This window comes from Alkalibacillus sp. S2W (assembly GCF_046764385.1).
Lineage (GTDB): Bacteria > Bacillota > Bacilli > Bacillales > Alkalibacillaceae > Alkalibacillus > Alkalibacillus almallahensis.
On sequence record NZ_CP177234.1, the window covers coordinates 2,644,428 to 2,658,258 of the forward strand.

17 protein-coding genes and 1 pseudogene are annotated in these 13,831 nt (G+C 39.2%); 12 read left to right on the top strand and 6 right to left on the bottom strand.

The features are described from left to right. The first annotated feature begins 90 nt into the window (after window positions 1–90). Entirely contained in the window at window positions 91–432 is a 342-nt protein-coding gene (locus ACKXGF_RS13650) for a hypothetical protein (RefSeq protein ID WP_411954243.1), read from the top strand. Window positions 433–508: 76 nt separating this feature from the next. Further along, entirely contained in the window at window positions 509–1,156 is a 648-nt protein-coding gene (locus ACKXGF_RS13655; RefSeq protein ID WP_411954244.1) for a GDSL-type esterase/lipase family protein, read from the top strand. Between the two features lie 42 nt (window positions 1,157–1,198). Here the strand turns inward: ACKXGF_RS13655 and ACKXGF_RS13660 are convergent, their stop codons facing one another. Together ACKXGF_RS13660 and ACKXGF_RS13665 are read right to left on the bottom strand one after the other, a co-directional pair. Continuing rightward, the gene (locus tag ACKXGF_RS13660) at window positions 1,199–1,906 is read right to left on the bottom strand and encodes a DsbA family oxidoreductase (RefSeq protein WP_411954245.1); all 708 of its coding nucleotides are present in this window, start codon (window positions 1,904–1,906) and stop codon (window positions 1,199–1,201) included. 196 nt (window positions 1,907–2,102) lie between these two features. After that, window positions 2,103–2,342 (bottom strand): hypothetical protein, encoded by a 240-nt coding sequence (locus ACKXGF_RS13665; RefSeq protein WP_411954246.1) that lies wholly within the window; start codon window positions 2,340–2,342, stop codon window positions 2,103–2,105. Between ACKXGF_RS13665 and ACKXGF_RS13670 the strand changes: the two are divergent. Next, window positions 2,330–2,668, top strand: a pseudogene (locus tag ACKXGF_RS13670) (sugar phosphate isomerase/epimerase family protein); the annotation flags it as partial. The gene ACKXGF_RS13665 and the pseudogene ACKXGF_RS13670 sit on opposite strands and share 13 nt — an antisense overlap. A 113-nt stretch (window positions 2,669–2,781) precedes the next feature. Here the strand turns inward: ACKXGF_RS13670 and ACKXGF_RS13675 are convergent. From ACKXGF_RS13675 to ACKXGF_RS13685, 3 genes are all read right to left on the bottom strand, one after another. Then, entirely contained in the window at window positions 2,782–3,138 is a 357-nt protein-coding gene (locus tag ACKXGF_RS13675) for a DUF779 domain-containing protein (protein ID WP_411954247.1), read from the bottom strand. 25 nt (window positions 3,139–3,163) lie between these two features. Further along, window positions 3,164–4,684, bottom strand: coding sequence for an aldehyde dehydrogenase family protein (locus ACKXGF_RS13680; RefSeq protein WP_411954248.1), 1,521 nt, complete (start codon window positions 4,682–4,684; stop codon window positions 3,164–3,166). A gap of 190 nt (window positions 4,685–4,874) precedes the next feature. Continuing rightward, window positions 4,875–6,065, bottom strand: a complete 1,191-nt coding sequence (locus ACKXGF_RS13685; RefSeq protein ID WP_411954249.1) for a multidrug effflux MFS transporter — start codon at window positions 6,063–6,065, stop codon at window positions 4,875–4,877. 145 nt (window positions 6,066–6,210) lie between these two features. Between ACKXGF_RS13685 and ACKXGF_RS13690 the strand changes: the two genes are divergently transcribed. From ACKXGF_RS13690 to ACKXGF_RS13720, 7 genes are all read left to right on the top strand, one after another. Then, a complete protein-coding gene (locus tag ACKXGF_RS13690) occupies window positions 6,211–6,933 on the top strand; it encodes a hypothetical protein (protein ID WP_411954250.1) in 723 nt (240 codons plus the stop codon). A 17-nt stretch (window positions 6,934–6,950) separates the two neighbouring features. Beyond that, entirely contained in the window at window positions 6,951–7,340 is a 390-nt protein-coding gene (locus tag ACKXGF_RS13695; protein WP_411954251.1) for a GntR family transcriptional regulator, read from the top strand. Continuing rightward, the gene (locus ACKXGF_RS13700) at window positions 7,337–8,185 is read left to right on the top strand and encodes an ATP-binding cassette domain-containing protein (RefSeq protein WP_411954252.1); all 849 of its coding nucleotides are present in this window, start codon (window positions 7,337–7,339) and stop codon (window positions 8,183–8,185) included. Before ACKXGF_RS13695 ends, ACKXGF_RS13700 begins: the two co-directional genes overlap by 4 nt. Before the next feature lie 16 nt (window positions 8,186–8,201). Beyond that, window positions 8,202–9,137 (top strand): ABC transporter ATP-binding protein, encoded by a 936-nt coding sequence (locus ACKXGF_RS13705; protein ID WP_411954253.1) that lies wholly within the window; start codon window positions 8,202–8,204, stop codon window positions 9,135–9,137. Then, window positions 9,127–10,365, top strand: coding sequence for an ABC transporter permease (locus ACKXGF_RS13710; RefSeq protein ID WP_411954254.1), 1,239 nt, complete (start codon window positions 9,127–9,129; stop codon window positions 10,363–10,365). Before ACKXGF_RS13705 ends, ACKXGF_RS13710 begins: the two co-directional genes overlap by 11 nt. A gap of 93 nt (window positions 10,366–10,458) precedes the next feature. Beyond that, window positions 10,459–11,178 (top strand): DUF421 domain-containing protein, encoded by a 720-nt coding sequence (locus ACKXGF_RS13715; RefSeq protein ID WP_411954255.1) that lies wholly within the window; start codon window positions 10,459–10,461, stop codon window positions 11,176–11,178. 63 nt (window positions 11,179–11,241) lie between these two features. Next, window positions 11,242–11,958, top strand: a complete 717-nt coding sequence (locus ACKXGF_RS13720; protein ID WP_411954256.1) for a hypothetical protein — start codon at window positions 11,242–11,244, stop codon at window positions 11,956–11,958. 18 nt (window positions 11,959–11,976) lie between these two features. Here the strand turns inward: ACKXGF_RS13720 and ACKXGF_RS13725 are convergent, their stop codons facing one another. Further along, window positions 11,977–12,333: a hypothetical protein gene (locus ACKXGF_RS13725; RefSeq protein ID WP_411954257.1), complete on the bottom strand. Its 357-nt coding sequence runs from the start codon at window positions 12,331–12,333 to the stop codon at window positions 11,977–11,979. 237 nt (window positions 12,334–12,570) lie between these two features. On the opposite strand from ACKXGF_RS13725, the gene cudC reads away from it, so the two are divergent. Together cudC and ACKXGF_RS13735 are read left to right on the top strand one after the other, a co-directional pair. After that, a complete protein-coding gene (gene cudC / locus ACKXGF_RS13730; RefSeq protein WP_411954258.1) occupies window positions 12,571–13,134 on the top strand; it encodes a choline uptake/conversion transcriptional regulator CudC in 564 nt (187 codons plus the stop codon). A gap of 261 nt (window positions 13,135–13,395) precedes the next feature. Next, complete coding sequence (locus ACKXGF_RS13735) at window positions 13,396–13,806, top strand: ester cyclase (protein WP_411954259.1); 411 nt, start codon at window positions 13,396–13,398, stop codon at window positions 13,804–13,806. Window positions 13,807–13,831 lie beyond the last annotated feature (25 nt).

A 13,831-nucleotide genomic window follows, 5' to 3' on the forward strand; every position in this document is an offset into this window, starting at 1 on the left:
CTACTTTTGTCTAATTTGTGACAAATCTCCTAGTTAAACATATCAAGCCATCATGCATATCGTATGAGTGATACGTTAAGGAGGGATTTCATGAATCCATATATGAAGCCAAAGGAAGAGGATTTCCATCACCTTTGTAGACAAAACCAGATGCATTTTGTTCATCTTGAAACACAGGATGGCCAGCTGTTTGATGGCATCATTGATGACGTAGATGGTCAAAGTGTAACTTTAATAATGCCATGGGGTGACATGGAACAGGACCGGTTTGATGACGGTTATGGAGGTGGTTACGGGCAAGGTTATGGTGGCCCTGGCTACGGGCAAGGATACGGCGGACCAGGACGTTATCCGAGACGGTTTAGACGATTTAGACGTTATCGCTTTCCATTCCGCTTCTTGAATCGAATTTTCTTCCCTTTCTTTTACTAATCTTCACAACCACCCATACGTATTCGCCATTACTTGCATCTTATGTAATAAGGCGATACGAAGGGTGGTTTTTATTTTGGAAGGAACTATTTATTACCGACCATTAGGCGATTCATTAACACTCGGGACTGGAGCGTTTTTTCATCGCGGTTTTATTCATTCATATAGTCATGCGATCACCAATGTGTTGAAACAGCCTGTTCGAACAGAGGTGTTTGCACGTCGTGGCATGATGAGTAGTGAATTAAAAAAACTATTACATGATCCAGCTATTCAAAAGCGTTTGGCTCCAGCTAATATTATCACGATTACGATTGGTAGCAACGATTTACTAGAGGCTCACGATCATTTTTTAAATACGTTTAACCCCGTTATTTTTGAGCGGGCAGAAGAAACTTTTTATAAAAATTTGATTGAAATCATTTGGACGCTTCACTTCATTAAATATCATCACCCTTCACCTTATTTCATTCGAATAATTGGGTTATACAACCCGTTTCCCCACTTACCTTATAGCGCCTTTTGGATCAATCGATTTAATGCTATCTTACAATCGATGGAATCACCACTCGTTCGCTATGTTGACGTATTAACGCCTTTTTCCATTAGGGGCCGTCGTGTGCTGTCTTTTGGTGGGGTACACCCTAACCGCAAAGGCTATCAATTAATTGCCAAAAAAATAAATGAAACAGGATATGAACCTTTGAGTTATTTGCAATTTTAAACATATTAAAAAAGACCCGATGAACTCGGGCCTTCACAATATTTACTGACAATTGTCGTCATCACAATATTCGGTTTTCGATGGTGTGTGCATCATTTGAAGTTTCGGTTCTTGTTTTTCTTCTTCATATACTTTTTCAAGTACTTCGACAAACGTTTCAACAGGTTGAGCACCGCTTACGGCATATTTTTCATTGAAAACGAAGAAAGGTACACCTTGAACCCCAATATCGCCTGCTTCTTGAATATCTCGGTTTACATTCAAGCGATAAGCACCTGATTGCAAGGCATTCAGCGCTTCTTCACGGTCTAACCCAATTAATTCAGCACGATCGGCTAAGACATTTTCATCATTCATATCTAAACCTTCTGTAAAATACGCCTGCATCAATGAATCATTTAAGACATTGCCTTTACCTTCTTGTTTCGCAAACTGAATCAATCGTTGCGCGTTCAACGTATTTGTAGGAATAATCTGATCCATATTAAATGTTAGGCCGACTTCTTGTGCTTGTTGAGCCATTTGTTGATTCATTTCACACCCTTGTTCATACGGAACATCGTACTTCGTCGCTAACATTTCATGAATATCTTGATATTGACCTGGTTTAGCGTTTGGGTCTAACTGGAAACTCTTAAATGCAACTGACACATCTTCTTGATTTTCAAATTGCTCTAGCGCTTGCTCGAATCGGCGCTTCCCTATATAACAAAACGGACAAACCACGTCCGACCAAATGTCTACCTTCATAAAACATGCCTCCTCTGACATCCATTCAATTCTTATTATTAAGGATAGAGGCTTGTGAAATCAACTAATTTGATTTGACATAAAAAGAGCGCGAACTATTTTCTAGCCGCACCCTTCTCAGTTATTAAATAATTTCTACAACTTTTGAGATAACTTCATTTATTAATCAAATAATTGAGTGGAATTATTTCAAAAATTAAAAGACATCCTTCACGTAGCCTGATTGTGCTGATTCGATTAATGCCACGACCACTTTCAAGGAGTCGAACGCGTCTTGGCCTGTCACAACTAAATCTTCTTCAAAACGAATGCCATCGACAAATGAATCAATCACGCCTGTGTTCGTCTGGTTATCATTTGTTTGAATCGCTTCTAATTCATAGCGTACACGCTCACCGTCATGAGTGAGGACCTCTAATTGATGAGCTATTAACAAAAACGATCAAATTAGCTGCTAAACTTGACGTACCTGTCGTCAATACATTCTCAGGGTGCCCAGGTGATCATGATGGAGCTTTGTATCCAAATTGGCCTGTGTCCCCTTGGCCACACGATTTCCAAGAAGTATTGAAATGACAATGGGAAGAGAAATTAATCCCTTATTGGAAACAGAAAAATGATTTAGCTGAATCTTATGGCGTCAAAATTGGTCTTGAATTACATGGTGGATTCTCCGTGCATACGCCACATAATATACTGAAATTACGTGACGCATGTGGTCCAACTATTGGCGCAAACTTAGACCCTTCTCACATGTGGTGGGCTTAACTTGAGCCATCAAGATTGTTAAACAATATCAGGAGATTGTTTAACAATTTAACAAAGGGAAATAAAAAACGCCGATGACTGGTATGATGCCAGTCATCGGCGTTTTGTCATGATTTAAGCATTTGGTATTCTTCATCGGTAAATGCGCGTGACCTCGTCAAGAAACGTTTTCCATGGCGACCTTCCAACGAAAACATACCGCCACGTCCATCGACGACATCGATAATGAGCTGTGTATGCTTCCAATAGTCATATTGGCTTTTATGCATATAAAATGGCGCACCACCGATTTCGCCTAAATAGACATCTTGATCCCCAATCATGAGGTCACCATCAGGGTAGCACATCGGTGAACTGCCATCACAACATCCACCTGACTGATGAAACATCACACCCCCGTGCTCAGCTTTAATACTTTCAATCAAATCAAGCGCAGCATCTGTCGCTGTGACACGTTCGACCATCGTTTTACCCCCTTTCCGCTCAATTTTAGAAGAATCCTAATTTCTGTGGAGTGTAACTGACGAGTAAGTTCTTCGTCTGCTGATAATGCTCTAACATCATCTTATGATTCTCACGACCAATACCTGACATCTTATAACCACCAAACGCAGCATGCGCTGGATAATCATGATAACAGTTCGTCCATACACGACCTGCTTGAATGCCGCGTCCAAAGCGATATGCCGTATTAATATTACGCGTCCACACACCTGCCCCTAAGCCATACAACGTATCATTGGCAATCTCTAGTGCTTCCTCATCTGTCTTAAATGTTGTCACCGCTAACACAGGACCAAAGATTTCTTCTTGGAAGATACGCATACTATTCTCGCCCTTAAAGACGGTCGGCTCCACATAGAAACCATCCGCAAAATCGCCGTCTTTCTTATTCTGTTCTCCTCCAACTAAACATTCCGCACCTTCTTGTTTACCAATATCTAAATACGATAAAATCTTCTCTAATTGTTCGTTCGAAGCCTGGGCACCCATCGCTGTATTCGGATCGAGTGGATTACCTGTTGCGATCTCTTTCACCCGCTTCAACGCTCGTTCCATGAATTCATCATAAATATCTTCATGAATAAGCGCACGTGATGGACATGTACAAACTTCCCCTTGGTTTAAGGCGAACATCACTAACCCTTCAATCGCTTTATCTAAAAAGTCGTCGTCTTCATCCATCACATCTTTAAAGAAGATATTCGGCGATTTACCACCAAGTTCTAATGTGACAGGGATAATATTTTGCGACGCATACTGCATAATCATTCGTCCTGTCGTCGTTTCCCCTGTAAATGCAACTTTTCCGACACGATCACTAGATGCCAGCGGTTTACCAGTATCAAGGCCAAAGCCGTTCACAACGTTTAACACACCAGCTGGTAATAAATCTTCAATCAGCTCCATCAACACTAGAATCGATGCAGGAGTTTGTTCTGCTGGCTTCAACACAACGCAGTTACCTGTTGCTAATGCTGGGGCTAGCTTCCATGTCGCCATTAAAATCGGGAAGTTCCACGGAATAATCTGTCCAACGACACCAATTGGCTCATGAAAATGGTAAGCTACGGTATCTTCGTTAATTTCGCCAATCGAGCCTTCTTGCGCACGAATTGCTCCGGCAAAGTAACGGAAGTGATCGACTGCGAAGGGCAGGTCAGCGTTGAGGGTCTCTCTAACTGCTTTTCCATTATCCCAAGTTTCAGCTACCGCCAATATTTCTAAATTCTCTTCAATACGATCGGCAATTTTGTTGAGGATATTCGCTCGTTCAGCTACAGACGTGCTTCCCCACGATTCCTTCGCAGCATGAGCTGCATCTAAGGCTAATTCAACATCATCTTTTGTAGAAGCAGGTATTTCACAGAATGTCTTACCTGTAACAGGCGTTACATTCTCAAAATATTGACCGTTAACCGGCTCTTTCCATTCCCCGCCAATAAAATTTCCATAGCGTGATTTGAAATTAATTACTGCACCATCCGTATTCGGAAATGCATACGTCATAACCTATTCCTCCCTTTAACAATTAAAATCGCTCGATGGTTGTCCACTTTTGAATGTATGCGCTTTCAATGAGTTGTATGACGACAGACTTCACCGCTCAAGCTTAACTTCTATTTTATCAGAAAAGTTTAAATATTCAAAACGAAACACTTGTAAAAAACCACAGCTATTAACTGTGGCTCTTAAAACATTATGCTGTTTTCGATTGCTTAACAAATGCGAGATAACTCACAACGAGGAAGATTTGGCTCGTTAAGACGATTGTCGCTAACGGTAAAATCACATCCGTTCCGAATAAACCGACCAATGGAGCTGCTAACCCTCCGAAAACGAATTGAAATAAACCTAGTAATGCTGAGGCGCTACCTGCATTTTTATCCTGCGTCTGCATGGCTAATGATAAACTGGTAGGATTGATTAAACCCGTACTTGAGGTCAAACAGAAGAATCCAATCGCAACCATGACTAAGCCACCGTCAATTAAGGATGCCGTTACTAATGTTGTCCCACCTGTGATCGCAACGACAAAGCCTACTGCTAATAGTTTCTCTTCAGAAAATACACCTGAATATCGACCAACAACCTGGCTCATCGAAATAAATCCGACCGCATTCATGCCAAATAACATCGCGTAAACTTGTGGAGACAAGTTGAATATATCTTGCAATATAAATGACGAACCAGATATATAGGAAAACATCGCAGCTGATGCAAAACCTTGAATCAGTGCGAATCCCATGTAACGTCGATGCTTAATAAGCGCGGTGAACATTTGTACCGTCGATTTCAATCCACCACTTGAACGTTCTTCTTGTGGTAATGATTCTCGCAAACGAAAGACGGCTATAAACGTTAAGATGATCCCAACGATTGATAGTATGGTAAATAACCCACGCCAACCTGTGAAAAGCAAGATTTGCCCACCTAGCATAGGTGCCAGTATAGGAGCAAGACCCATCACTAATACAAGTAGCGAGAACATCTTCGTTAATTGTTTACCAGAATATAAATCACGAATAATGGAACGCGAAATCACGATTCCTCCAGCACCTGAAAAGCCTTGGACAAATCGAGCGACGACAAGCACCCAGACATTAGGTGCGATGGCACATACAATCGACGCGATCACATAGATTGAAATGGAAATAATTAATGGTTTCTTCCTTCCAAATATATCGCTCAAGGCTCCTACCGTTAACTGTCCGAACGCAATTCCGAATAGTGATGTTGTTAAACTTAACTGAATTAAGGAAGCTGACGTTCCTAAATCACCAGACATTTCTGGAAAAGCGGGTAGATATAAATCAATTGTCAGTGGCACGAGCGCTGTAAACGCACCCAACATAAGTAGCAATCTTAAATTAGTTTTCTGTTCTGACATATTGAACACCTCTCCCTATTGTCACAAAGCCTATCGTATTATAAATCTCATAAAGTTTAAAGAAATCTGTTTACATTTTTTGGCCTCACCATTATACTGTTTATAAAGATATACACAGTATAACAGTGAAAGTGAGGTTATGATCATGTGGAAAGAAGCAACGCGCCTGGCCTTATTCGAGTGGAAAATCGAATGGTTTAAACGAATATTTTTGCAATGCCTGCTTACTTACGGATTATTAATGTTTTCATTCGGCATGATGGACGGCGTGTTAAAAGGTGGTGGCATAGGGCTGGATTTTTTCTATCTCGCTATGTTCGGACTCATCTACGGATGGCTAGTCCCGCGCTCATTCCAATATCAGAAGATCAGCGCCGAAACTTACGCATCACCCATCTTTTTTATGCTTCATAAGCTACCCATTGCTAACAATGTACTAGTACGCAGTCGGTTTATTATATTTTACCTTAATGCGTTTCCAGTCCTAATTCTATTATTTATTGGTTTCACCTTTATTCCAGAACTACAACAAGTTCTTTCAACAAGTGGATTTATAGCCTTCACAGCAATCTGGATGAGCTATGGTCTGAGTGTCGGCGCTTTATTTCCGGCCAGTGATCTCGGCGACCGACATGTAACGAATACAAAGCTTGTTGCTATTACAATCGGGCTTATTATGACGATTACATTAGCGATTTCGCCCTCTTATATCTTTTATGATGATGGGGTCATGAACTTATCCATTGATCTAGCCAATCGTTGGCCACTTATATCCATTGTGATTGCCACTTTTATAGCGATTATCTCTAATAAACTATGGATTAATTACGCCATAAGAAAGATAAAACAAGTCGACTTTGACATTTAACGAAGGGAGTTGGTGATGTGCAGCTACCGATTAAATTATCCGAACAATCACGAGAACCCATCTATCATCAAATCGAACATCAGATTAAAGCACTGATCGCTAGTGGGCAATTAGAAGCTGGTACATCGCTCCCGTCCATTCGTGCTTTATCAAAGGATTTAGAAGTCAGCGTCATTACAACACGCCGTGCTTATCAAAACTTAGAAAACGAAGGCTTTATTAAAACATCACAAGGCAAAGGAACTTTCGTCGCTAATATTCAAGCTTCTTTTAAAAAGGAAATCAAACACGATACAGTTACTAAAGCTTTTGAACAGGCGATTGATATAGCCTATCAGCATAATTATACGAATGCCGAAATTCAGGATATCATCCAAACCATTTTACGTAAGGAGGGAGAGAGATGAATGCCACAATTGAAACGCATCAATTAAAAAAAGTACGCGACGACTTTACTTTAGGGCCACTGGATGTCGCGATTGAGTCTGGTCTGGTCACTGCTTTCGTTGGTCACAACGGTTCTGGTAAAAGCACCTTGCTGAAATCCATCATGAGTCTTGTCAAACCGACGTCAGGCGATATCCAAGTTCTTGATACAAATATCACACAATCTGAGAATTGGAAAAAAGAAATAGCTTACTTACCTCAAGACAAACTTGGCTTTGGACCATTCAACGGGCATCAATTACGCGAGCTAATCGCTGACCTTTATCCGAACTGGGATAACGAATTATTTCATCGTCTTGTTCATGATTGGAACATCCCATTATCTAAGAAGTTTCATTCCATGTCACCTGGTATGCAACAAAAATTAGCTTTAGCCCTTACCATTTCACGCGGCACACCGATCATGATTTTAGATGAACCCAGTGCTCATATCGACCTGGCTTCACGCCATATACTATTTGATGTGCTTAGTGAATGGATGGAAGATGGAGAGCGCACGTTAATCATCGCTACACATCACATTGAAGATATTCGTAAATTAGCCGATATTATCGCTGTGATGAAAGAGGGGCAATTAATCGCTCAAGAAGATAAAGACAGCATAGCTCAAACATACACCCAATACTGGCTAACTGGAGAACTACCTAATGAGACACTACCCGGTGAAGTAAAACGACACGAACAATCGATTATTACAGATCAGCCAGCATCATTCGAACAGTATTTAAATCAACATGATCAGTCATGGTTTAAAAAGGAATCACTTAGCTTGGAAGACACCTTAGCTTTCATGCTAACCATATAAAAAGGGGGAGAATCTTATGGAATCAGTTTTAACTGTGCAAAACTTGCAAAAATCATTTAAAGACACCCAAGTCCTACATGACATTTCTTTTTCCGTGCAAAAAGGTGAAATCATGGCGATTTTAGGGCCTAACGGAGCCGGAAAATCAACGACTATCCGTAACATTATGGGGATTATGTACCCAGATGAAGGTGAGGTTATTTTTCATAATCATAACGGTAACAAAATCCCACGCCATAAAGTAGGTTATTTACCGGAAGAACGCGGTTTATACAAAAATGTCAAAGTCATGGATATCTTACTTTATTTCGCTGAATTAAAAGATTATCCACTCGATAAAGCAAAAGAACGTGCCCTGACTTATTTGAAGAAGTTCGACCTTGAAGGGAAAGAAAATGTTGTTGTCGATGAATTATCAAAAGGGATGGGGCAAAAAGTTCAGTTTATTGGTTCGATTATTCACGAACCAGAACTACTGATCTTAGACGAACCATTTTCTGGTCTAGATCCATTAAGCCAAGATGTGTTCAAGCGTGAAATCCGCGAGCTTGCTGAAAATGGCACCGCTATACTACTAAGTTCACACCAAATGAATCTTGTTGAGGAAATGTGTGACCGCTTGTTTTTAATTAATAAAGGTCAACAAGTGATCTACGGCAAGATGAAAGATGTCAAAGCAGAGTATGCGAACTTCAAGTGTATGATTTATGGCGAGAATGACGTTCAAACGCTCGAAGCCATACCTGAGGTAACCCGGGTGGAACAAGATGGTGATACATCTGTTTTATATCTAGAACCAAGCGCAACATTACCCAATTGGTTAGGCAATATTCCGAAAGATTTAGATGTCCAAGAAATCTCTGTCGACCGTATTTCCTTACACGAAATATTTGTCGATGTTGCTTTAGGACGTTCAATCGCAGAAAAGGAAGGTGTTTTAGATGCGCAATAGTTTAAAAGTCGGTAAATGGGAAATGAAACGTAATCTCAAAAGTAAATCATTTTTAATTTCGTTATTTTTAACGCCTTTAATCTTTATCTTCTTTGCGACTGTTCCATCCCTCTTAATGGATGATGGTGGCGATGAGGAAAGTGGCACAACGGTTTACGTTAATGACTCAATCGGTGCTTATTCCATGCTTGAATCAATCGCTAAAGAACAGTCATTTCTGTCGTGGAACCTTGAAGAAACTGACCAAAGCCTAGATGAAGCTCAATCAGCTATTGATAGTGAAGATGCTTTCATTCAGTTAAATGAAGAAACTCTGGAAAATGGTGTCGTTTCTTATGTCACAGGTGATGAGGTCAGCAATCAATTCATGACCCAACTCCAAACACTAGAACAACCTATTAAACAAATGCAAATCCAACAGGCAGACTTAAACGAAGAACAAATGGCATTAGTATCTAGCCCAATTCAATTCCAAGTCGCTGAAGCAAGCGCAGGATCAGAATCAGTTGAAATGAGTTCATCACCGTTCTCTGAGGATCCATTTGAGAATGGTATTCCTGCCTTATTTGCAGGTATTGTCTTGTTCTCAATCGTCATTACAGGGATGATGATATTCCAAAGCGCTTCACAAGAAAAGAAAGAAAAAGTCGCCGAAATCGTGCTATCATCCGTGACACCTAACGAACTCATGCAAGGCAAAATCATCGGATATTTCGCACTTGGCCTCATTCAAGTGACAGCATGGATGGTGTTTATTATCCCGTTAGCTTTATATTTAGTGGATGACATTCCAATTATGGAATATCTCTTAACACCTCAGCTGCTGTTATTTGTCTTGATCGCGATTCTAGGTTACCTATTATTCGCGTCATTATTTGTTGGCTTAGGGGCAACATTAGAAGATGCTAGTTCAGGTAGTAACTTCCAAGGTATGGTGATGATGCTTCCGTTCTTGCCAGTCGTATTAATCGGTCCTATTCTTGCCGATCCAAACGGCTTTGCAGCACAAATCGGAACATATATACCATTCACATCACCAGCTGTCTTATTGATGCGATTAGCCTTAATCGACCAGTGGCCATGGGTTGAAATCTTGATTGGTCTAGCGATTTTAATCGTCAGTATCTGGTTATTTATGAAACTTGCTGGTAAGATCTTTAAAGTCGGTATTTTAATTTACGGTAAAAATGCAACACCACAAGAAATTTGGAAATGGTTAAGAGCTTAAAGATAAACGGACGTCTAATTTGGCGTCCGTTTTTTATGTTTTCATCAAGTTTGTCACATACTAACGGCAAATATGTTTCGAGGAGAATCAACTATGATGGAAACTTTACAACAGTCACTCGTTGTCATCGGTCGTGTTGTCACGATTTTACCGTTATTGTTACTGATGACGCTCTTTATGGGTAAACGAACGATTGGCGAAATGCCCGTTTTTGACGTTCTAATCATTATATCGCTAGGGTCCATTGTTGGGGCCGATTTAGCTGATCCATCCATTAGTCATATTTATACAGCTGTAGCAATCGTCGCTGTTGCTTTTTTACAGAAAACGATCACGGCATTAAAATTACGTTTTCGAAAATTTGGCCGCCTCATTACGTTTGAACCGACAGTTGTTATTCAAAATGGCCAAGTGTTAAAACGAAATATGAAGCGAATCGGTTATTCAATCGATAACGTGCTACAATTATTACGAGAAAAAGAAGTTTTCGATATTAGTACCGTTCAAACTGCCGTCATTGAACCTAGTGGTCACCTAAGTGTTTTAAAAACTTCTGCCGATAGTCCTGTTACACGTGAAGATCTGTCCATTACGAATCAACCAGCACAGATTGCTTTACCTGTAATCCTTGAGGGTAGAATTTATGAGCAAACTCTGGCTGAAGTGGGCGTTGACCAAGCATGGCTCATGGATCAGTTGCAGTTAAGAGCCATTAAATTCGAGGATATTTTTTACGCAACATTAAACAAACAACAGGAATTAAACATTTCATTGAATCAAGATCATCAACGAATACCAAATATTTTACACTAGAATGCATAAGTCACCTCGCTTATCGATAAGATACAGTAATCCATTATTCGCGAGGTGTTAAGTATGACGAGAGTCGAACCAAATCTGGATTTACAATTTAACGACGAACGATTAGTTGAAGCTGAGTTGTATTTAAACAATCAATATATGACAACGATTGATACCCAAACCACAGGAAAATTAGATGATATCAATAATTTAACCATTGTCGCTACGACGGCATCTGGTGAACACCAATCATTTACTATACCTGTCGTCACAAGAAGGCCAAACGATTTTCGTCCAGGAGATATTTTAGTTGCAAGTGATAATTTTGGTGATATTTTTCCATCAGGTTATATTGGCCATTCAGCCATTGTTGTGGATGAGCTCCATATTATTGAATCTGTTAGTTCGCATCCACAAGTACGTCGATTACCTGCTTATAACTTTTTATCGGTTCATACACAAGTGATGCACGCTCGTCCTAAAGATGCCTCTATCGGGTTGGCTGCTACAGCTTATGCAAAAGAATATTTAAAAGCGTATAATAACAATTTAAAACAAGGGAAACCCGTTCCGGAGTATTCATTCACTATTCAAGTTCCTTTAAACGATCCTAATGAAGCCATTTATTGTTCAAAACTAGTCTGGCTCAGCTATTATTACGGCGCAAATATAGAGTTTGATAATAATTTCTTTTTATTTGCACCAGTTGATTTAGAAATCAATTTAGAAAACGACGATCGCTTTGATGTGCTTTATAAACATCCTGATTTTGATTTTAAAATTAACTTTTAACTAAAAAAACGTCTCTAACTAGTCGTTAGAGACGTTTTCTTCTACTTCTGGCGGCTTAATAATTTCATACTGTCCGATAAGTGGTAATGGTTTGACCTCTTCTTTTGCTGCATTTAAAATACCAATGACCCATAGCACAAAGACAAATAAATTTCCTAGTGGCAGGATCAATAGCCAGCCAATGATCGGAATGGCTGAGCCGATAATGTTTATAATAATAGCTGTAATGAGTAACAATAATCCTTGATTCGCATGATACATCGCATAATAGGATTCTTTTGCTGCGATTAGTGGAATGAAGAAGATAATATAAGCGACAATTGCTAAGCCTTTGTGATCATCAATATCTTTCTTCGACGGCTGATGACCAGACATAAAATCCCTCCTCCCCTATCAAGTTGTATAATTTATTATATGTTACTCTTGGAGCACATTATCATAATATTTCTAATTTTCTTTCATTTTATATGACCCATTTTAAAATGTCAACAAATCAACACTTGAACTGATCAAATGGCACCTTTTTAGCTTGTTTATTTACAAAAATATGGTATAGTTAAATAAGATAAATATGTACTTAATAAACTTAATGGAATGATTAGGAGGTCTTTCATGGCACAATCCGATAAAAAAGCACAACAATCAGTTGATCAAGCTAAAGACTTTGTCATTGAATCAATTGGTGAAACAATGGATTTGTACGGTGTCACTCGAAGTATCGGAAACCTCTACGGAACCATGTATTTTGAAGATAGTATGACACTAGATGAAATGCGTGAAAAATTACAAATGAGTAAGCCGAGTATGAGCACAGGCGTTAAGAAACTGCAAGAATACGATATTGTCAAACAATCATTCAGACGGGGATCACGTAAACAGACGTTTGTGGCTGAGAAGAATTTCTTTAACTTCTTCAATAAATTTTTCACGAAAAAGTTAGAGCGTGAATACACACTTAACTTGAGTGCAATTGCTGAGTCACAACCCATTTTAGAAGATGTGATGAATGATGAAGGCGTATCTGAGGAAATACGCGAAGAAGCTCGGGAAATTTATGATCAATTAGAAAATTCCAAAGCCTATTTTCACTGGTTAGAACAACTTGTAGAAGGTATTCGAAACGGCAAAATCTTTGAATGTTTCCCACCTCCTGAAAATCACCATCACGAAGAATAGATTGGCCTTACCTTTTATCTTAGGTAAGGTTTTATTTTTAAGCTCGGTTAAAGATTGTTGTTGATATTTGATTTCTTAAACACATACGAATTAATACCACAATAAACGTTTCTATCATCAAAAGGAATTTAATCCCAAATATCAAAACTTATGACAATATGATGATCTGAATTTTACTGCATAAAGTTATAACTTCTATTCAATTAACGGACAGGTTAACTTAATACTATATACTTATATGAAGAAATGGGGAGAAATTGAATGGACAAGAAACGAGTGGTTGAGAGATGGTTTAGTGAAGTTTTCACGAAAGGTGATATCAATACATTAAAAGAGATAACTGCACCTAACTTTGTAAGCCATGTTCCAAATCATGACTTCAAAGGACATGATGAGTTTATTAACGATTTCATGAAATGGTTTAGAACAGTGTTCACAAATGACGTTTGGAGCATTGACGATTATTTGGAAGAGGATAATAAGGTGGCTGTGAGATATACAGGACACATGACTTACAAAGGTGGCTGGGAAGATATTCCGTCCTCTGACCAGCGTGTAAAAGAAACAGGTATGATGATTATTAGATTTGAGTACAGTTTGATTAAAGAAATGTGGTGTGAAATGAGCGACCTTGATGTTATGAATCAATTAAAAGATAAAAATAGGCAATAAATTGATCAAGTGATGTCCAAACTAC